Annotated in this window: 24 protein-coding genes; 1 reads left to right on the top strand and 23 read right to left on the bottom strand. The window is 42.5% G+C overall.

Features of this window, described 5'->3' with window-relative positions:
- Genes bshB1 through SLH55_RS18925 form a run of 4 tightly spaced genes read right to left on the bottom strand, consistent with a single transcriptional unit; the run spans window position 1 to window position 2,294 of the window.
- Window positions 1-702 (bottom strand): bacillithiol biosynthesis deacetylase BshB1, encoded by a 702-nt coding sequence (gene bshB1 / locus SLH55_RS18940; protein ID WP_219168325.1) that lies wholly within the window; start codon window positions 700-702, stop codon window positions 1-3.
- 1 nt (window position 703) lies between these two features.
- Window positions 704-1,111 (bottom strand): methylglyoxal synthase, encoded by a 408-nt coding sequence (mgsA, locus tag SLH55_RS18935; protein WP_219168326.1) that lies wholly within the window; start codon window positions 1,109-1,111, stop codon window positions 704-706.
- A gap of 12 nt (window positions 1,112-1,123) precedes the next feature.
- Complete coding sequence (gene dapB, locus SLH55_RS18930; RefSeq protein ID WP_219168327.1) at window positions 1,124-1,894, bottom strand: 4-hydroxy-tetrahydrodipicolinate reductase; 771 nt, start codon at window positions 1,892-1,894, stop codon at window positions 1,124-1,126.
- Window positions 1,881-2,294: a nucleotide pyrophosphohydrolase gene (locus SLH55_RS18925; protein ID WP_320324235.1), complete on the bottom strand. Its 414-nt coding sequence runs from the start codon at window positions 2,292-2,294 to the stop codon at window positions 1,881-1,883. The genes dapB and SLH55_RS18925 overlap by 14 nt, the downstream gene beginning before the upstream one ends.
- A 101-nt stretch (window positions 2,295-2,395) precedes the next feature.
- Here SLH55_RS18925 and SLH55_RS18920 point away from each other — a divergent pair, with 101 nt between their 5' ends.
- On the top strand, window positions 2,396-3,265 hold the full coding sequence (locus SLH55_RS18920) for a YitT family protein (RefSeq protein ID WP_219168328.1): 870 nt from the start codon (window positions 2,396-2,398) through the stop codon (window positions 3,263-3,265).
- Between the two features lie 62 nt (window positions 3,266-3,327).
- Here SLH55_RS18920 and SLH55_RS18915 read toward each other — a convergent pair whose 3' ends face one another.
- From SLH55_RS18915 to ndk, 19 genes are all read right to left on the bottom strand, one after another.
- Entirely contained in the window at window positions 3,328-4,008 is a 681-nt protein-coding gene (locus SLH55_RS18915) for a zinc metallopeptidase (RefSeq protein ID WP_034758397.1), read from the bottom strand.
- Between the two features lie 60 nt (window positions 4,009-4,068).
- Entirely contained in the window at window positions 4,069-4,860 is a 792-nt protein-coding gene (gene ypjB, locus SLH55_RS18910; protein ID WP_320324234.1) for a sporulation protein YpjB, read from the bottom strand.
- A 63-nt stretch (window positions 4,861-4,923) separates the two neighbouring features.
- The gene (locus SLH55_RS18905) at window positions 4,924-5,523 is read right to left on the bottom strand and encodes a DUF1405 domain-containing protein (RefSeq protein ID WP_219168330.1); all 600 of its coding nucleotides are present in this window, start codon (window positions 5,521-5,523) and stop codon (window positions 4,924-4,926) included.
- Between the two features lie 59 nt (window positions 5,524-5,582).
- Window positions 5,583-6,353, bottom strand: a complete 771-nt coding sequence (locus tag SLH55_RS18900) for a menaquinol-cytochrome c reductase cytochrome b/c subunit (protein ID WP_219168331.1) — start codon at window positions 6,351-6,353, stop codon at window positions 5,583-5,585.
- Window positions 6,354-6,388: 35 nt separating this feature from the next.
- Entirely contained in the window at window positions 6,389-7,063 is a 675-nt protein-coding gene (gene qcrB, locus SLH55_RS18895) for a menaquinol-cytochrome c reductase cytochrome b subunit (protein WP_032087896.1), read from the bottom strand.
- Window positions 7,064-7,076: 13 nt separating this feature from the next.
- Window positions 7,077-7,586: a ubiquinol-cytochrome c reductase iron-sulfur subunit gene (locus SLH55_RS18890; protein WP_098350206.1), complete on the bottom strand. Its 510-nt coding sequence runs from the start codon at window positions 7,584-7,586 to the stop codon at window positions 7,077-7,079.
- A 140-nt stretch (window positions 7,587-7,726) separates the two neighbouring features.
- Window positions 7,727-8,191, bottom strand: coding sequence for a YpiF family protein (locus SLH55_RS18885; RefSeq protein ID WP_219168332.1), 465 nt, complete (start codon window positions 8,189-8,191; stop codon window positions 7,727-7,729).
- Between the two features lie 45 nt (window positions 8,192-8,236).
- On the bottom strand, window positions 8,237-8,374 hold the full coding sequence (locus SLH55_RS18880) for a hypothetical protein (RefSeq protein WP_219168333.1): 138 nt from the start codon (window positions 8,372-8,374) through the stop codon (window positions 8,237-8,239).
- A 71-nt stretch (window positions 8,375-8,445) separates the two neighbouring features.
- Window positions 8,446-8,985, bottom strand: a complete 540-nt coding sequence (locus SLH55_RS18875; RefSeq protein ID WP_219168334.1) for a ReoY family proteolytic degradation factor — start codon at window positions 8,983-8,985, stop codon at window positions 8,446-8,448.
- Between the two features lie 122 nt (window positions 8,986-9,107).
- A complete protein-coding gene (locus tag SLH55_RS18870; protein WP_219168335.1) occupies window positions 9,108-10,367 on the bottom strand; it encodes a tetratricopeptide repeat protein in 1,260 nt (419 codons plus the stop codon).
- A gap of 35 nt (window positions 10,368-10,402) precedes the next feature.
- Window positions 10,403-11,002: a hypothetical protein gene (locus SLH55_RS18865; protein WP_219168336.1), complete on the bottom strand. Its 600-nt coding sequence runs from the start codon at window positions 11,000-11,002 to the stop codon at window positions 10,403-10,405.
- Window positions 11,003-11,426: 424 nt separating this feature from the next.
- A complete protein-coding gene (aroA, locus tag SLH55_RS18860; RefSeq protein ID WP_219168337.1) occupies window positions 11,427-12,719 on the bottom strand; it encodes a 3-phosphoshikimate 1-carboxyvinyltransferase in 1,293 nt (430 codons plus the stop codon).
- Window positions 12,720-12,731: 12 nt separating this feature from the next.
- Window positions 12,732-13,835, bottom strand: a complete 1,104-nt coding sequence (locus SLH55_RS18855) for a prephenate dehydrogenase (RefSeq protein WP_219168338.1) — start codon at window positions 13,833-13,835, stop codon at window positions 12,732-12,734.
- Window positions 13,836-13,898: 63 nt separating this feature from the next.
- Window positions 13,899-14,999: a histidinol-phosphate transaminase gene (gene hisC / locus SLH55_RS18850; protein WP_219168339.1), complete on the bottom strand. Its 1,101-nt coding sequence runs from the start codon at window positions 14,997-14,999 to the stop codon at window positions 13,899-13,901.
- A gap of 35 nt (window positions 15,000-15,034) precedes the next feature.
- Window positions 15,035-15,400 carry a chorismate mutase gene (gene aroH / locus SLH55_RS18845; protein ID WP_219168340.1) on the bottom strand — a complete coding sequence of 122 codons (366 nt, stop codon included), beginning with the start codon at window positions 15,398-15,400 and terminating at the stop codon, window positions 15,035-15,037.
- A 48-nt stretch (window positions 15,401-15,448) separates the two neighbouring features.
- Window positions 15,449-16,531 carry a 3-dehydroquinate synthase gene (aroB, locus tag SLH55_RS18840; protein WP_219168341.1) on the bottom strand — a complete coding sequence of 361 codons (1,083 nt, stop codon included), beginning with the start codon at window positions 16,529-16,531 and terminating at the stop codon, window positions 15,449-15,451.
- Between the two features lie 4 nt (window positions 16,532-16,535).
- Window positions 16,536-17,708: a chorismate synthase gene (aroC, locus tag SLH55_RS18835; protein ID WP_320324233.1), complete on the bottom strand. Its 1,173-nt coding sequence runs from the start codon at window positions 17,706-17,708 to the stop codon at window positions 16,536-16,538.
- A 340-nt stretch (window positions 17,709-18,048) separates the two neighbouring features.
- Window positions 18,049-18,822, bottom strand: coding sequence for a CheR family methyltransferase (locus SLH55_RS18830; protein ID WP_219168343.1), 774 nt, complete (start codon window positions 18,820-18,822; stop codon window positions 18,049-18,051).
- Window positions 18,823-18,971: 149 nt separating this feature from the next.
- Window positions 18,972-19,418 carry a nucleoside-diphosphate kinase gene (ndk, locus tag SLH55_RS18825; protein ID WP_034758349.1) on the bottom strand — a complete coding sequence of 149 codons (447 nt, stop codon included), beginning with the start codon at window positions 19,416-19,418 and terminating at the stop codon, window positions 18,972-18,974.
- Between the last annotated feature and the right edge of the window lie 45 nt (window positions 19,419-19,463).

Genomic DNA, 19,463 nt, shown 5'->3' with positions numbered 1-19,463 from the left:
TTAATCTCCTAACAAATCTTGATGCAGGATGAGCGTGTTATAAGAAAAGAATCCTTCAGCATAGCGAATTCCCGCTTCTTTTCCCATCATTCTCTCCCTCGCTTCGACCGCTTCGATGTATCCATCTGTCAAAGGTGTGGATACTCCGTCGGCCCCTTTAGTGAACTGGCTGCCATATGCTTCCAGACTGGAAATCTTCGCTTGCACATATGGTTCAATATCAACCACAAATTGAGGTTTGTGAAAACCGTTGATCATGTAAAAATACAGGTGGCCCGCCTTGTGAGCAGGGATGCCAGGTTGAAACTTCCGGATTCCCGCAGAGAAAAATGCTTCTTTCACAAGTCGTGAAGCATTCCCGTGATCAGGATGCCGGTCTTGATCATATGGAGCAAAGATTGCTTTCGGTTGATACGTTCTGATTACGTCTACGACTTTCCCGATGTTTTCTTCTGTTATGTATATTCCCCTGTCCGGTATATCCAGTGTCACTCTTTCATATGCCCCGAGGATGTCAGCCGCTTTCAAAGCTTCGCCTTCCCTCAGGGATACCGAACCATTCGAAGATAGCTCTGCCTTTGTCAGATCGCAAATCACAATCTTCTTTCCTTCAGAAGCATATTTCGCAAGCGTCCCCCCCATGCCGATTTCTACATCATCAGCATGAGCCCCGAACGCCAGGATGTCTATTTGTTCACTCACATTATTCCTCCTTATCCCTTACGACACTCCGCCACTCTATATCTCCTTTTTCGAGACCTCTAACCAGGACTTCAGCCGTACCCATATTGGTGGCAAGAGGAACGGCATATACATCGCACAACCTGATCAACGCCGACACATCCGGTTCATGGGGCTGAGCTGTCAGGGGATCCCGAAAGAATAGGATGAGATCCATTTTATTATTGGCGATATATGAACCTATCTCCTGGTCTCCACCAAGTGGACCCGAACGAAACCGATGAATGGGTAACCCTGTTTCTTCCCCGATCCTTTTTCCAGTAGTACCAGTGGCAAAAAGGGAATGTTTTTCTATGATTGACTTGTATGCCAGTACAAATCGAATGAGATCATCTTTTTTCTTATCATGAGCAATTAGCGCAATATTCATAACACTCACCCTTTAGTCTAAAATATTTTCAAGGCCATACACCAATGTATCGAGTTTCATGACCGTCTCTACAGACACCTTCACACCCGACATAAAACTTCCGCGGTTGAAGGAATCATGCCGGATTGTCAGAGTCTGTCCCTCTGCACCTAACATCACCTGTTGGTGGGCTATGAGTCCTGGAAGCCGAATACTGTGGATATGCATGCCATCTATATCCGCCCCCCTGGCACCGGGATGCGTCTCCTTCTCATCAGGATGGCCCTGATTCTTGGTTTCCCTCACTTCTTTGATCATCTCAGCCGTTTTCAAAGCAGTACCCGATGGGGCATCAAGTTTCTGATCATGATGTAGTTCGATAATTTCGACATCATTGAAGTATTTTGCAGCCATCTGGGAGAACTTCATCATGAGTACGGCACCAATGGCAAAGTTGGGGGCAATGATACATCCCAGTGATTTTGATTCTGACAGTTCTTTCAGTTCTTCCAATTCTTCTGCAGAAAAACCTGTTGTGCCCACAACGGGTCTCACGCCATATTCCAGTGCCGTTTTTGTATGATGATATCCTACTTCCGGTGTCGTTAAGTCAATTAATACATGGGGAACTTGATCTTTGAAGCATGTTTCAATATCTCTAAACACCGGTACATCCAGATCCACTTCCATTTTGTGATCAATCACACTGATGAGTGTAAAGTGTTCAGTGTCCTTCACCAGTTGAACAGCTTCCTTCCCCATTCTCCCTCTTGGTCCTGCAATCGTGACATTAATTTGATCCATCTTCATCCCCACCTTCAATTCTTGTCCAACGATCTTTATCTCTTGTATTGAACTTGTGCATCACTCGATTGTGCGCATCTTCAAGGCTGATATCCAATGAATTGGCCAAGCAGATCACCACAAATAATAGATCCCCGAGCTCTTCTTCTATCGTACTTTCTTCTTCGGAGCTTTTTTTTGGTTTTTCTCCATGATAATGGTTCACTTCCCTCGCTAATTCACCAAGTTCCTCAGAGAGTCGTGCTACCATGGCCAATGGACTAAAATACCCTTCTTTAAATTGACTTATGTATTGATCTACTTCTGTTTGTAATTGATTCATCGATTTATCTTTTTCCATAAGAAGCTTCACTCCTTCATTATCTCCTATCATGTTAGCTAAATCCTTCCCTTTTGACAAATATTACGTTTGATTTCGAAAGTCTTCGTTGCCAGTTTGTTTTTCTTCTTATATAATGTCTCTGTCAACGAGATAATACTATTAAAAGGAGGGAATCACGGATGTTGGGACTGCGCGTTAAAAATATTCTGTTCATCTTATTGGGTTCCGCTATATTCGCTTTTGGTCTTGTACATTTTAATATTCAAAATAAACTGGCAGAAGGTGGATTTACGGGAATAACGCTTATTCTTTATTTCTTATTCGATATTGATCCTTCGTACTCCAACCTTGCCTTAAATATACCCCTATTCTTCCTGGGATGGAAGCTGCTCGGAAAGAAAGCCTTCTATTACACAGTAATTGGAACGGTAGCATTGTCGGTGTTCCTATGGATTTTCCAGCGATATCAAATGACCATCGACCTGGAAGGCGATTTGTTTCTCGCTGCCTTGTTTGCTGGGGTATTCATCGGAATTGGCCTTGGCATTATATTCAGATATGGTGGTACGACAGGCGGGGTCGACATTATTGCGAGACTCGCACACAAATACATAGGATGGAGCATGGGGAAAACGATGTTCATGTTTGATGCCGTTGTCATCGGTGTCTCTCTTATTACGTATTTGGAATACAGAGAAGCGATGTATACACTCGTTGCTGTATTCGTTGCGGCAAGGGTCATAGACTTCATGCAGGAGGGGGCATATTCCGCAAGGGGCGCTATGATCATTTCCGAAAGCCACGAAGAAATCGCCAGTGTCATAAATGAGAAAATGGATCGTGGAGTAACCGTTTTACGCGGCCATGGATCATTTACGAAGCAAGATCGTGAAGTACTTTACTGCGTGGTGGGAAAAAATGAAATTGTAAGGCTAAAGAATATCATTACAAGCGTCGACCCCCACGCCTTTGTGTCAGTCACCGTTGTACATGACGTACTCGGGGAAGGGTTCACGCTTGACTCCGACAAAAACCCCATCCTTGACTAGACAGGGGTCTCCCGATACAAAAAAGCAGCCGAACTCAGAAAGAGTACGGCTGCTTTTTTAACTTAATCGTCACCATTCATTCCTGTGAAGATTAATACAAGTCTCAACAATTCAATGATGGCAACGGCCGCCGCAGCTACATACGTCATGGCTGCTGCGTTCAAAACTTTTCTGGCATGGCGCTCCTCTTCGTTACGGATCAATCCAAGTGAAACGATTTGATTCATCGCCCGGGAAGAAGCATTAAACTCAACTGGAAGAGTGATCAACTGGAACACAACCCCTGCAGCCATCAGGATGATACCGAGAAGGAACATTCCGGATAATTGTGTGAAAATACCAATCATCAAAAAGATCCAGGACATATTAGACCCAATATTTGCAACCGGTACGAGAGCATGACGGAAGCGAAGGAATGCATAGCTCTCTGCATCCTGAATCGCGTGACCCACTTCATGGGCTGCAACAGCAGCTCCCGCTACAGAATGACCGTGATAGTTATCAGGTGATAACGCAACCGTTTTTGTCATTGGGTTATAGTGATCACTCAGAAAACCTCTGCCTTCTACTACTTTCACATTGTGCAATCCGTTTTCATCTAGAATTCTTCTCGCCATTTCCCTTCCTGTCATACCGGAAGTGGTAGCTACTCTCGAATATTTCTTAAACGTACTCTTTACACGCATCTGAGCCCCAATCGGAATAAGAGCAATCAGTAAAAAGTAAATTAAAAATCCTGCCATTATCGCATTAACCTCCAGATGTATAGATTACCTAAATTTTATAGCGACATAAGCAAGCTGTCAATTTTTTTGCCGTTCTGACTTTTTCACTTCACTCTGCCCCTTATATTTTCTCCAACCTACATAAGATAATGTAGAAACAATGATACTTCCTGTGGAAATGATGACCCACCATAGGGAAGGATCCGCTTCATCCTCTGTCATATTCTCAAACAGCTTTTGAAGATCGGTTTCCAGAGCTGTCAGTTCACTCATTGTTTCCTGCCATTCCAATACATCCTGACGATAGTGGTCCAAATAAGAAATCCTTGCATCCAACACTTGAGCCCGCTCAACCGGGATGTCTAATTTGATACTTGGCTGAATGATGTTATATTTGGATAAAAATACATTCAAAGTCATTTGATAGTCCTCGGCATTTCCCTTTTCGGCAGCAAGCTTCACCCCGTTGAAAGCTTCCATGATCGGGTCCTCCATTTCAACCCACAACGGCTGATGCTGACTGTTTAAAGCATCCATCACCAGTCGAAACTTTGTAACGGCGTTCACCTTCTGTTCCTGGTCAAGTGACGTTTGATTGATACTTTCCACCGCTAGATTATGTGAGATGGTGAGAATTCTAAGCTCATCCATCGAAAAGGACCGCTCGGCACTCATAGATGCAAATTCATCTGAAAAATACACCAATAGATGTTTTGCTTCTTCATATCGGCCGGCCTTTGTCATCTGTAAGGCCTGATCTGAAATATCATCGAGCTCGTTCATCGGAGACGTTGACTCTTCCGCAATTAATGGTTGAGGCACTAAAATGAGAAATAAGAAAGCTGTGATAAAAAATTGGATGAATTTCATACTTGTCCCCCCTAAAACTACTAATAAAGTTTATGAAAAGAAGGACAAGAGTAGACCACTAAATCAAGACAACTTATAGTGGATATGTAATCGATTCGTTTTTTGGGTGAAATAATATGCGATTGCAACAGACATGATACTTAGCCAAAATGTAAAGTACCCAATATTCTGAATATACATATACAGTTTGGAGTATACAGGAAACTGCATGTATACGTAGTCGATGATATCATTATGCACTGTCCATACGGCACCTACGACAATATGCCATAGTTTTACTCTGTAAAAGGAAGAGTACAGGATACCTTGCACGGCCATAGCGCCATGTGATGCCATCAGCATATATCCTTGCCACGGCAAGTCCCCCGAAACCCAGAGGGTCAACAAATTCATGACCACTGCCCATACTCCATATTTGAACAGAGTGATGATCGCGAGAACTTCAAAAATCGGCCAATTTCTATTCATTAAAAATGCAATCAAGACAAAGCAAAAAAACAAACTTGCTGTCGGACTATCAGGTACGAATAGTAAAAATTGGGGAGGCGTATTTCGCAGTTGAGAAGTATACCAAATGTATCCATAAATGGTGCCGAGTATATTAACAATGAGCAACAGCCATAAAAACAGTCTATTTCTTAAAATCGTCATGATCCAGAGCATGAATGGCACCCCACTTTCAAGTTAAAAAAAGGGCCAACATAAGCCGGCCCTTTCAACAATTATTCTTCTAAACCAGAGATAAACTCGGATAGTTTCTTTAACTCTTCGTCTGTCCCTTTAAATAAACCAGCTGGCATGCCAGGCGGTTTACCGTTTTTAGCGATCTTAGCAATTTCTTCAGGTGCAAGACCCGTTCCGATTAAGGAAGGACCAGCCCCACCCTGCAGGTTTTCACCATGACAGTTGATACAACCGTTCTTCTGGTCAGCGAAGATTTTGTATCCTTCAGATTCTTTATCGATATCCACTTCAGCACGGATCTTCCCTTGTTCCTTCGCTGCTTCCCAGTCATGAGTCGCAACTGATTCCCAAGTCAGGAAGTATGTTGCCGCGAGTGCCAATAACATGAATCCTACCGCAAACGGACGCTTTGTTGGACGGCGTTCAGGTCCTTTGTCGATGAAAGGAGCAAGTAAAAGTGCTCCAAAGGCAATACCAGGAATAACGAACGCTCCGATAACATTATAAGGTCCAGATGCATATGTGTACTTAAGTAATTGGTATAAGAATAAGAAATACCAGTCAGGTAATGGAATATATCCAGTATCCGTCGGATCGGCAATACGCTCTAACGGCGATGGATGAGCAACCGTTAAACATAAGTAACCGATAAGGAAAACAGCACCTACCAGCCACTCTTTTAATAAGAAGTTTGGCCAGAAAGCTTCTGTTTTACCAGGGAACTCCGAATAGTCTTTCGGTATATTCGGCTTTCTGTCTGCAGGAACCCGGGAGTCCCCTACAAACTTCATCCCTTTTCCTCGATGCATAGTGTCCCCCTCCTTTTATTAGGTTAATAAATAACTTATAGTGGTCCAGAAATACCTTGCTTACGGATCATCAGGAAGTGAGCCCCCATCAATCCAAGTAAAGCAGCAGGCAAGAAGAATACGTGAATAGCGAAGAATCGAGTCAGAGTCTGTGCTCCAACGATATGAGCATCACCCGCTAATAACATTTTCACTTGATCTCCGATGAATGGAGTCGCTCCTGCAATTTCAAGACCTACTTTCGTCGCGAATAGCGCTTTCATATCCCACGGCAGTAAATAGCCGGTGAAGCCAAGCCCTAACATAACGAAGAAAATAAGAACCCCAACAACCCAGTTCAATTCACGAGGTTTTTTGTATGCACCTTGGAAGAAGACGCGTAGTGTATGTAAGAACATCATTACGATAACCAAACTAGCTCCCCAGTGATGCATCCCACGGACAATTTGTCCGAATGCCACTTCATTTTGTAAATAATACACAGATTCCCAAGCGTTTTTAATATCCGGGACGTAGTACATCGTTAAGAACATTCCGGATAGAATTTGGATTACGGTTACGAAGAAAGTCAAACCTCCGAAGCAGTAAACAAACGCAGAAAAATGATGCGCAGGGTTTACATGTTCAGGGACTTCATGATCCGCAATATCGCGCCACAAAGGCGTAATGTCCAAACGCTCGTCAACCCAATCATAGATCTTGTTCAGCACAGATTACGCCCCCTTACTTAACAAATTTATTTGGTTCTGGTTGTCCAAGATAAAGAATACCGTCTTTTTCTTTTGTTGGATATGAATCCAACGGTGCTGTCGGTGGTGTACCGGGTACATTCTCACCATTTTTGTGGTACATTCCACCATGACATGGGCAATAGAACATTTCTTTATGATCTGGATTCCCATTCCAGTTAACGGTACAACCGAGGTGCTTACAAACCGGTGAAAGAGCAATGATTTTGCCTTCTTTGTTTTTATAAACCCAAGCGGTTTGTGTCACTTCTGATGTGTACCACGCATCTTTTTGCTCGTAAGAGAAATCGACACGTACTGGTTCATTCGTTAATTCTGAAACCTTTTGCTTAGTCGCTCTAAAATCTCCCGCAGCTTCCGTTTTCAATACTGGATCCACTGCAAAGCGAACCATCGGCATTAACATTCCCGCCGCCATGAAACCGCCTACACCCGTAAGTGTATAGTTAAGGAATTGACGTCTAGATACACGATGTTTGCTCATCCTTTTCCCCCCTCTATCGTAAGGTAAGTCCGTCGGACATATTTCGCACAAATATAAAACTAGGACATAACTATGATATATTAAACTCTATACAAGGTCAATAACTCTCTAATCTAAAAGATGGAAACAATGTGAAGTTTTTATGAATTTTTTTGCCATTTTTGTACAATTACATTCAACAATTGTTTTACCTGATCTTCCATGATGGAATGCTTATACTGTTCATCCAGATTCTCAAGTGGGATGGATGGCACCCATATCAATCGGTCACCGAGTTGATCCTCGGCTTTTTTCCACCCGCTGTCTGAGGTTAGAAAGAAGATATGCTTCACTCCACTATCGCCTAATTCCTCTGCCCATTGGGATAACCTTGATATCTCGCTATCCGTTAAAGATGACATTCTGTACGTAAATGACGGCGTCATCATCATCCTTCCCTTAAACTGCCTTTCAAGGTGCAGGGTGAGTAGATTGATAAATTCCGATTGTGCTGCTGAGACCCTTATATCCTTCCCGAAATCAACGGGAACCACCGGAATGACAGCCGTATCTATGTATGCCTTTTCAGCTTCAAATACTTCAATATCTTTTACGTTCCAATTCATGAATAACCCTCACTTCTTTTCATTCTCACTCCCCATCATATCATTTTAGATCCTTTCTTTTAAAGCGATTTCACTTTTCACTTGTTCTGATGAATGATTGTACTGCTTACATTGAATATCTGGCCGGCAGAATTGGCACTCAGTCAAGTGCACGAAAAGAGCCTCGATACTAGTATGCTCCATTCTTAATCTTCCTATCTAAAAAGAACATAAAAAAATCGAATGAAGAGAGACACTTCCCTTCATTCGACTTTTTAGGTCAGGCTATTCAATTCTCTGGTCAATTTCTTGAAGGCGTTTTTGTCCCCACTGTCCAATGCCTGATCGATTGCTTTCAACAATCGATCTTTCCTGAATGTCTGCAAGCTGTCGTTCAGGAACTGTTCCGCTACCATTCTGTCTTTTTCATTGATCAACAGATACTTCGGCATAAACGGGTTCTCTTCCAGTACGGCTGCAAACTGGTAACTTGAATTTGCCTTACTGAAGTTCAACTGAATGTAAATATCTTCATCTTTATTCAAACGGATATCATGAAACGACTTTTCTGCATCGGTCGTCATGATGTTTTCTTTGTAGAAGCGGAATGGGACATCTTCTACACAATGGGTGGACATTACCAGTCCACGTGGGCAGTATTGGGATTCTTCGACAAAATGCACTTTTTTCATTAATTGGTCATGACTCATCAGATAATTTAAAATCCATACACATTCTCTTCGTTTCAATTGATAACGGTTTAAAAACCAGCGGATAAATTCTTTCTTCTCGTTGACAGAAACAGGGGTGGTCATGGTTTTCCCTCCTCTGCAGAATCCTTTTATAAGGTTCGTTTTCCTTTTTGACATAAAGTTTAATCCCGTTCACCGATCTTACACGTTCACTCCCGATAATCCCTTAACCAAACAGCCGTCGATCATTCTTGTAATCTGTCTATAAGGTCCTGCCATTCGTCATTTGAAGGATCCATTTTGATCAGGTGTTTATATACTTCTACTGCTTCACCCCTGAGTCCTTCTTCTACTAGAAATTGTCCGAACTCTAGTAAAAACTCTTGATGATTCTTAAAATAAGTATATGCAGTACGGTATTGTTTTAATGCATATTTATATTGTTCAAGCCCTTCATATGCCTTAGCAAGGTCCCAGTAAATCTGAGGCTCTTCTTCCCCTTCGACCGTCAGCATCTGCGCTATTTCCATGACATCCTCAAACCGGTCCTGTGTAAAGAATAATTTATTGATGAGAAGGGCTGCTTCCACATAGCCGGGATCCAGAGCCAACGCTTCCCGCAGGAACGCTTCAGCTTCTTTTTCAAATCCAAGCTTCAAGGAAATCCTTCCACCGAACAGGTTCAACTCTTTGTTGAACTCATCCTGCTTTATTCCCTCTTGTACGACTTCCAGGCTTTCTTGCAGCATTTCTTCACGTTCATATGATTTCGCTAATAACAGATATACTGAATGATATTCCGGATCCAGCTCCTTAACGGAAACAAATTTTTCAATGGCCTTTTCGTAGTACCCTGCTTGAAAGGCCGTAAAAGCATAACCGAACAATGTATTGATTTCCAGATGGTCATCAAGTGCTTTTTCGTAATGTGTTAAGGCTTCTTCAAAAGCCCCGCCCACACTATATGCTTCAGCCAATCTTTGATGAACATTCGTCCCCCCGAGCTCGGTCGTCCCCTTCTGGATAAGGGACTGATAATGTCTGATTGCTTCTAGGAATCTGCCTGTTTCAGCATATAATTCACCTAAACCGAAATCGATGACAGGCTCCTCGGGTAATAGCTTCTTGGCTTGGAGCAGCTTTTGTTCACTCACTTCAAACAACCCCTGCATCTGGTATAAGTCTGCCAAGAGAAGCAGCGCCCTTGGATAAACGGGATCTTCCTCATCCAATTCTGCAAGCGTCTCGATCGCTTCTTCTTCTTTGTCCATTTCCACCAGCAGTTCAGCCATTTCAACGAGAAGCTCTCCTTCACCGGGATAATACTGAAGCAGGTTCTCGTATAGTTCCTTAGCCTCTTCCAAAAATCCTAAATGGTGCAATTCTTCGGCCAGGCTGAATTTTTCTTCATGACTCCCGAACTTCAGCACCTGACTGTATTGTTTCTTTGCTTCTTCTAAATTCCCTTCTTCCAAAGAAGATAACATTTGTTCAGCGTATGACATGGTCAATCCCTTTCTATAGAAAAACTTGAGATCATTTATGTAAAATATCCAGGTGTTTGAATGATCAATTCTTCGCCAGCACCAGGATAAAAATGACCCCTGCTATTTACATATTGGTATTTCCCCTTATTCATAGTACATTTTAGCACAAGCTGATCATAATGAAATGATAATGGCTCAGTACCTGTATCTCCTGGTTTCATATAGAGGTTATAACTTATTTCTCCACCAACCAAAAAATTTCCTCTAAGGGGATATATACCAATTTTTTTCAATATATTTAATTCCAGCGGAACTTTTAGAGGAATTTCATGAGGAATATGCGGAATCCCCTCGTTTTCCATCGATTGCTGCCATATTTTAAGATGCTTCATTTTGGTTTTAATGTCTATGTTTGTCGTAAAAAAAGGGACAAAAGTAATAGGGTAATCATATAGTAAGCCTTTGATCCACCCCCAGGGAATGTCTTTAAACTTCCCTGCATCATCCATTTCGATCCAGATGACAGGAACTCTATGACGTTTGCATGATCGGATAATATTAGGGGTAATCAGATTATCGGATATTCTTAAACCGATTGTGTAATCAAGGGGGCAGTTTATCATGGTGGCTTTCCTATTCTTTAATTCTTTCAAAAATTCATACTCATACTTTATTGAGAAAGCCGTTAAAACCGTGGTACATCCTGTATTAATCAATTCGTTCAGATAATAGTTCTTGATCGATGCAAAATCGTCGCTTCCTCCAGGGACTTCTAAATCACAGAAGACATGTCCGGGTGTCATCAGGAATGGCGAAATATCCATTTTCATATATCGATAATAACGGAAACTATCCCTGATCGATGAAACTCTTCCGTCTTCAATCAAGAAAGAGGTCTGAGTAAGTTTTGTATCCTTAAGCCAATTCGCATTTTCAATGATATATGTGCTCAATCCGTCATCACCCTCCTATATAGACAAGCTATGATGGGTTGGATGATTTCATGCGAGCATTACATAAAAAGAAAGAGGTGGATGGCACATCTGTCCAACCACCTCTAAATAGAAAACGAAAGGATTATTTCCTCAACAATTGATTGATATGCTCAAAAAAGTTTGGATACGATATCTTCACTGCCTCCGCATCTTCCAGTAACACGTCTGAGTCTGTAAGGAGGGAAGCCACGGCCAGAGTCATCCCGATCCGGTGATCTCCCCATGAATGGACTTCTCCTCCATGCAATGGGGTCTTACCCTCAATGATCATCCCGTCATCCGTTCCTTGTATACTTGCCCCAAGCTTTCCGAGTTCTTTCACAACAGCATCAATTCTGTTGGTTTCCTTCACTTTTAATTCTTCTGCGTCCTTTATGACGGTCTTTCCTTTTGCTTGTGTGGCCAAAAGGGCGATGATAGGAATTTCATCGATCAATGACGGTATCAAGTCCCCTCCAATCTCAATTCCCGAAAGATCCGAATATTGAACAAGAATATCCCCTACCGGCTCCCCTTCCTTGGAGTGCTCCTCGATTTCAATGGATGCTCCCATTTTTTTCATGACTTCCACAATCCCAATCCGCGTTTCGTTAAGTCCGACATTCTTAAGTCTTACGCTGCTATCAGGGACAATGGCCGCGGCCACCATAAAAAAGGCTGCGGAGGAAATATCTCCGGGGACACTGATTTTCGTCCCCTTTAATACTTGCCCTCCCTCGACTTTAATCGTATCTCCGTGTTTCTCGATCTTCCCCCCAAATTCAATAATCATGTTTTCAGTATGATTACGTGTCTGCTCCGGCTCGATTATTTCTGTCACACCTTCTGCCTGCAGGCCAGCAAGTATGAGAGCTGATTTTACCTGTGCGCTGGCAACGGGCAATGCGTAATGAATCCCTTTCAAATTCCCTCCCCTGATGGACAATGGAGTGAAGTTGGCTTCAGAACGGCCGTCAATTTGTGTTCCAAATAGCTTTAATGGCTCTGTGACCCTCTTCATTGGCCGTTTGGCAATCGAGGAATCACCTATCAGGACGGAGTGAAATGGCCTTCCTGCAAGAATCCCCATAATGAGACGGGTGGTCGTTCCCGAATTACCCGCATCCAGAATTTCTAGAGGCTCTTCGAGGTGGTCCCAGCCCTTACCATGGACGATTACCGCTTCTTCCATGATCTCAATTTCAACACCTAATTTACGAAAGCAGGAAATGGTACTTAAACAATCCTCTCCCATCAGAAAGTTATGTATGACCGTTTTCCCTTCTGCCACTGATCCAAACATGATGGATCGGTGGGAAATTGATTTGTCTCCCGGTACTTGAATCTCACCTATTAACCCACATTTTGGATTGGACAATTTTTTCATCGTTACCATCCTCTTCACCCTCTATCCTAAGAATAATTCATAGTTTGTCTGCTTTTTCAAACAGTGTAATGCCCGCTCCCTATCTGCCGATGTTTGAAAGCTGATCACCAAAACTCCATATATATCTTCTCTCGTTTCCATGATTCTGATATTCGTTAAACTTATTTTTTCCTGTGCCAGATATCCAGTCACTTCTGAAATTACCCCTGGATAATCAGGGACATCCACGAATAAATCGTAGAACGATGGAATGGCTCCTTTTTCCAAAATGGGGAGGTCATCCCGGAAGCTCTTTGCATCATTAAAGTAGTCATATATTCTTTGTGGGTCATTCGTTTCCACTATAGACGCAACTTTCTCCATCTCAAGCTTCCAATCTGCAAGGAGGGAAAGTAAGACCTCTCTGTTTTGCATGGTGATATCTTTCCACATTGTTGGGTTGGATGATGCAATCCGCGTAATATCACGAAAGCCTCCTGCTGCAAGCCTCCTCAAATAAGGATGAGAAGCGGAAGAAACCTTCGCCCGATGAACGAGGGAAGCCGCAATGATATGTGGAAAGTGACTGATTATGCCCGTCAATTCATCATGTTCATCTGGCTCTACAATCAAAAATTTAGCATGCGTACCTTTCAGCCATTCTTGAAGCTCGCTCACGTTATTCTCGTTTGAACCTGAACCGGGAGTGAGCATATAGAAGGCATTTTCGAATAAAATTTCTTTCGCAGCTGCCACCCCACTCTTATGTGAACCTGCCATCGGGTGTCCTCCGATAAATTGAATTCCCTTTCTGGTCAGCAATACCGATTTTTTCATGATCGGTTCCTTTGTACTGCCTGTATCTGTAATCAATACGTTTTCTTTCAAAGAAAACGTTCCAAATTGCTCAATGATTGTTTCTGTCTGGAATACAGGGGTAGAGAGAATAATGAGATCCGCTTGCTCGGCAGCATGCTGTAAGGATAGAGCCATTTCATCGATGATTCCTAAAGATCTACCCAACCTTACTTCTTTGTCATTTACATCATGACCAATAATCTTGGCATCTGGATGTTCTTTTTTTATACAGAGGGCAAGAGAGCCCCCAATCAACCCCATGCCTATAATCAGCACTGTTCCATTCATCGTTGTCCCTCCATTATTCTATTAAAAAAGCCGGGATGGGGCTCATCCCCACCCGACCTTTTATCATACACGCTTCTGAAGGGTAAGAAATTCCTTCATTTTATCTATGACTTCTTCATTTTGTTCATTGGATCCGACCGTCACCCTTACAGAATGAGGGAATCCCAGGGCTTCTCCTGACCGTACGATGTATCCCTTGCTCATCAAGTATTGAAACACTTCGTCCCCACTCACTCCGAAGTCAATCAATACGAAGTTTGCCTGTGATGGTACATAGTGAAGCCCCTCTTCCTCACAGAATCGGTAATATTGCTCCAGTCCTTTTCGGTTGTGATCCCTGCATTCATCAATAAACACCTGATCCTCGATGGCCGCTGAAGCCGCTCCTTGTGCCAATGTATTATTGTTGAAAGGTTCTCGGATCGGCTCGAGTTTCCCTATAACCTCTTCACTCCCGATACCGAATCCCACTCTGAATCCAGCTAATCCATATGCTTTCGAAAAAGTTCGTGTGATCAATAATTGAGGATAGGAGTTCAATAAATCCAATGAATCATGATAATCCTCCGCCACCACGTACTCATAATAAGCCTCATCCAAAACGACGAGGACATGTGGAGGGACAGCATCCAAAAAGGAAATGAGTTCCCCGTTACGAATATATTCACCCGTTGGATTATTTGGAGAGCATAACCAGACGACAGCAGTGGTGTCATCAATCTCTTCAAGCATCTTTTCTAATTGATGCCTGCCAAAAGGATCCAGTGGAACCTCTCGGATTTCTGCTCCTTCTACAATGGCATTGTGCTTATATTGAGGAAATGTAGGGGTTGCCATCACAGTGCTTTTCCCTACGCCCAACAATGCCCTAGAAATGATTTCTATGACTTCATCGGATCCGTTCCCAAACAGCAACTGACCAGGTTCTACAGATAAGTGTCCTGCCACTTTAAGACGTAGTTCTTTTGCATAGCCGTCAGGATAGATAGCATGAGAAAGTGCATTCGTCTTCAGGAACGTTTCAACGTTCTTTGAGCAGCCAAATGGATTTTCATTCGAAGCAAGCTTCACGACTCTCTCAAGGTTGAATAACTCTTTCACATCATCCATCGTTTTTCCTGGCTGGTAGGCTTTTAAATTTTGAATCTGGGATTTCCACTTCATGTTTAACTTCCTTTCAGTCGTTTTCATTATGACGGCTAATCCTTTTTCAAGTCAGGACGGAGACTGACTGCATTTTTCATATAAATATGTTGGACATCACGTTGAGGTGTCGAGGTATTATAATGAATCATCACCCTTATGCATAAAGGCAGTCCGTGGGGTACGTCCAACTCTTGCATGCACATGACAGGGACATATTTCCAATCCTCAAACCCTCTTAATGCTTTAGCCGGAAATACGCTTGTCATGTCATTTGTTGCAGAAATAAAAACAGACGCGACTCCATCTGGCTTTATATCATTATGTAAAATCATTTCCTTTAAGAGACTTTCCGTTGAAAGGAGAATTTCCTTTTCTTCATCATAATCCGCTGTCGTTGCCCCTCGAATTCCCCTGATCATTCTTCCACTCTCCCTTTTCTCTCTATTTTCAATCCATTTCGGGTGGATTTACAACCGTCGAATGAAATCATCCGAAAGCCTTAATTCCTCTTCCTCGATATCTGCCATCAAAGGCTCACCTATATTCTTCAATAGTACGAAAAAAGGTTTGCCGTTAAGGGATTTTTTATCACGCTTCATCCCTTCGAATAATGTGTCAAAGCTCATGCTTGATGGAATCGTTAAATTGTAACCAAGTGACTTGACCCAGTGGATGAAGGAATCCAAATCAAACGCTAGACCAGCGTGCCTTTTACTTAGATGTAAAGCGAAAATCATCCCGATCATGACCGATTCACCATGGGTCCGATTTCCATATCCGCTTGCACTTTCCACCGCATGACCATACGTATGGCCGAAATTCAGGAAAGCACGGATATTGGACTCCCTTTCATCCTTGGATACAATCTTACCCTTGACCTCAATGCCCCTCACCAGGCAATCTGTCAGGAATTCCTCATTGAGATCCTCAGCAGATTTGAAGTAATACATGATCTCGTTTAAAAACCGTAGGTCCGATAAAAAAGCATGCTTGATCACTTCGGCAAAACCGGACAACACTTCGGTTTTCGGTAAACTGGAGAAATATCTTAAATCAAAGAATACACCTTCCGGCTGATAAAAATGCCCTACCATATTCTTTCCGAGGGGATGATTAATGGCCACTTTCCCTCCGACTGCACTGTCATGGGCGAGAATCGTAGTAGGTACGCCGATGAAAGGAATCCCCCTCATATAAGAAGATGCGACGAAGCCTGCAAGATCCCCTATGGCACCACCACCGAAAGCTACAACGAGAGACTTACGATCCACTTGATGCTTGAGACCATGGGTAATCGCCTCTTCATATGTATGAAAGCTTTTTGCCCTTTCCCCTTTTGGCGCCAGGTAAGTGGTTACGTCGAAGGACCGTTCCAACACCTCTTTGAAGGAACTTCCGTGAAGCTTGTATACCTCTTCATCGGCAATGATCCAGATCTTCGATACGTCAGGAAAGGACTCCTTAATAAACGAAACCATTTCATCCGTCATCCCCACTCCAATCTTCACTTCATATGTTTTAGAAGCAGTTTGAATGGTTACCTGTTTCATCTTATTAGTACTCCTTTGACTCTTGACGTTGTCTTGAAATATCTTGACGAAGCCTCTCAAACTGATCACTGTTGAATTGTTCCACAAGTGCAGAAGCAAGTTCCCAAGCGACAACAGCTTCCGCTACCACACTTGCCGCCGGTACAGCGCAGCTGTCCGATCTCTCAATGCTTGCCTTGAATGGTTCTTTCGTTTCGATATCCACACTTTGTAACGGCTTGTACAATGTAGGGATCGGCTTCATGACTCCTTTGACAGAGATCGGCATACCCGTTGTCATTCCGCCTTCAAACCCGCCTAACCGATTCGTTTTTCGGAAGTAACCTTCATCTTCACTCCATGATATTTCATCGTGGACTTCACTTCCGGGTTTTCTGGCCATTTCAAACCCTAACCCGAATTCGACTCCTTTAAAAGCATTGATGCTCATGATAGCCATGGCGATTTTCGCATCGAGCTTACGGTCGTAGTGAACATAGCTGCCTACTCCGGCCGGCATCCCTTCTACGATTACTTCGACAACTCCCCCAATGGAATCTCCATTTTTCTTCGCTTCATCGATCAGGTTCATCATTTTCTTGGCTGCCTCTTCATCCAGGCAGCGGACAGGAGATCCTTCAGTGATTTCCTTTAATTCATTAACAGAATCATAATTCAGATTCTCAGCTTTGATTCCCCCGATTTCCAGAACATGACCGACAACTTCAATATCCAATAGTTTCAATAATTTCTTGGCAACAGCCCCTGCAGCCACTCTTACAGTCGTCTCCCTTGCAGAAGAGCGTTCAAGAACATTTCTCAAGTCTCTATGTCCGTATTTCATACCGCCGACGAGATCCGCGTGTCCCGGTCTTGGTCTTGAGATCTTTCTTTTCACCTCTTCTTCTCCACCTTCTTCAAGAGGTTCGATCCCCATCACCTTCGTCCAATGAGTCCAGTCTTTATTCTCTACAACCAGGCCTAAAGGCGATCCAAGTGTATACCCGTGCCTCACCCCGCCAACGATGGATGCTTGATCCTTTTCAATCTGCATTCTACGTCCACGACCATAGCCCTTTTGCCTCCTGGCCAGGTTTTCATTTATGTCTTCTGCTTCCAGTGGCATTCCAGCTGGAAACCCTTCAATGATCGTTGTTAACTGTGGTCCATGTGATTCTCCGGATGTTAAGTATCTCATTTACTTTCCCCCTTCAACTCGCTAAAGAATTATGTACCAATATAACATAGATTTTATATTCATTCCTAGTCCTTATGTTTAAAAAATTTTCTAATATTCTATTTTCCTAAAAGAAACTCTTTTCTAACTTATACAAGCGAGCGATGGTTGAATTCTGCTCCAGGTGCTCCAATCAACTGGATATGCATTACATTTTATCAGAATTAAATTATAGTTCCTTTTAGAGAAAAAGAAAGATAAAAAAAACGATGCAAATTCTGCAATGTAATTGAATTCTCTTCTTTATGCTGTCAAAGGTGAAAGAAGTTATTCAAGATATGCAGATTGACATCGTCAAGGTTTAAATTTTTTTGTAGAAGAATGTATCTTCGGTTTCAAAGCCGTATTGTGATGGGTTGAAGATTTGTTCTGTACTCCCGACAAAGAGGACACCACCAGGTTTTAGTGCGGCATTGAATTTTTTATAGAGGAGGTTTTTAGCATCTTCTGTGAAATATATCAGCACATTTCTGCATACGATCAAGTCGTATTTCCCTTCGAATGGATCAGAGAGAAGATTTTGCTGCTTAAAGGTTACAGTTCTCTTCACCTCCTCCTTCAGTTTAAACAGCGGTCCTTCTTGGGTAAAATAGTTTTTTTTCATTTCTAGCGGAATCTCAGATAGTGATCTTTCCGGGTATACCCCATTCTTGGCCCGTTGAAGGGCATTTTTGTCTATATCTGTCGCGGTGATGGATCCGTTGGAAAGCGGGATATACTTTGACAGTATCATGGAAAGCGTGTAGGGTTCTTCACCGGTCGAACATGCAGCGCTCCACACTTTAAATGATGTATTCCCTTTCAAAAGCCTTGGCAGGATTTTATTCTCCAATACTTCCCAACGCTTATAGTTACGATAAAACTCTGAAACATTAATGGTCATACGATCCAAAAATTCTTCCATTTGTTCGCTATCCCTATTCAATGCACTAAAGAATTCCTGAAAACTTCCATATCCCTTTTTTTCAAAAAGGGCGGTTAATCTTCTCTTCATCTGAGCTTCTTTATAAAGGGATAGATCGATTCCCGTCTTTCGCTTGATTCCTTGAATAAATTCACTATAATCATTTGACATAAGGATCCACACTCTCTCTGCTATGTATAAGGGTTTAAAGCTATTATAGTATGTATATCGAACATTTTAAGGAAAAGTTAAACCCGGATCCATAGAAAAAAGCAAGCCGATATTAGTCGACTTGCTTCTAAAATGGCAGGGTAAAAATATTAGTATACCCACTCATTCATTAACTTTGAATACTCCACTAGCTCTTCTTCTTTGAAGAACAAGCCAATTTCCCTTACAGCGCTTTCAGCAGAGTCAGATCCGTGGATAATATTCTTACCAACCGTAAGACCGAAATCACCGCGGATTGTACCAAGTGCAGCATCCTTAGGATTCGTTGCCCCCATCATTCCACGAGCGGTCGTGATGACGTTTTCACCTTGCCAAACCATTGCAAATACAGGGCCGGATGTAATGAAGTCAACCAATTCCCCAAAGAATGGTCTTTCTTTGTGTTCGCCATAATGCTCTTCAGCAAGCTCGTTTGAAATGCTCATAAGCTTAGCGCCGACTAATTGAAAGCCCTTTTTTTCAAAACGTGATACGATATCACCGATTAACCCTCTTTGTACGCCGTCTGGCTTTACCATTAAAAATGTCTTTTCCATCTTCCCCACTCCTAAATATGTATGTATGGAATCCATAAGGACATC

Source organism: Rossellomorea sp. YZS02, from assembly GCF_033963925.1.
Classification (GTDB): domain Bacteria; phylum Bacillota; class Bacilli; order Bacillales; family Bacillaceae_B; genus Rossellomorea.
The sequence above is the reverse complement of the archived record's forward strand: the minus strand, read 5'-3'. Positions and strand labels throughout refer to the sequence as shown.